Source organism: Paraburkholderia sp. SIMBA_030 (genome assembly GCF_046535245.1).
Lineage (GTDB): Bacteria > Pseudomonadota > Gammaproteobacteria > Burkholderiales > Burkholderiaceae > Paraburkholderia.
The window spans coordinates 1-256 of sequence record NZ_JAWRXB010001021.1 but is presented as its reverse complement, the minus strand read 5'-3'; the positions used below and the strand labels follow the sequence as shown (position 1 = coordinate 256).

At 72.3% G+C, this 256-nt stretch carries 1 protein-coding gene; it reads right to left on the bottom strand.

Annotated features, from left to right (window positions below):
- Positions 1-256: chloride channel protein (locus tag SB772_RS43110; RefSeq protein ID WP_410838912.1), on the bottom strand; the 256-nt coding region annotated here is incomplete at both ends.

The following is a 256-nucleotide window of genomic DNA, read 5'->3' as shown; positions in this document are numbered from 1 at the left end:
CTTCGAGCACGAATACGGCGCCGCCGAGCGGCACGTTATAGACCGCGGCGAGGCCCGCGCCCGCGCCGCAAGCCACGATCAGGCGGCAGTCGTCGCTGGAGAGACCGGCGCGATGCGCGAGGCGTCCGGCGAACAGCGAGCCGATTTCGCGCGGCGCGACTTCGCGGCCGAGCGGCGAACCGAGCGCCACGGTCACGATCTGCAGCAGCGCATGCACGACGGTGCTCACGAACGGCATGCGCGGATCGGCCGAGGC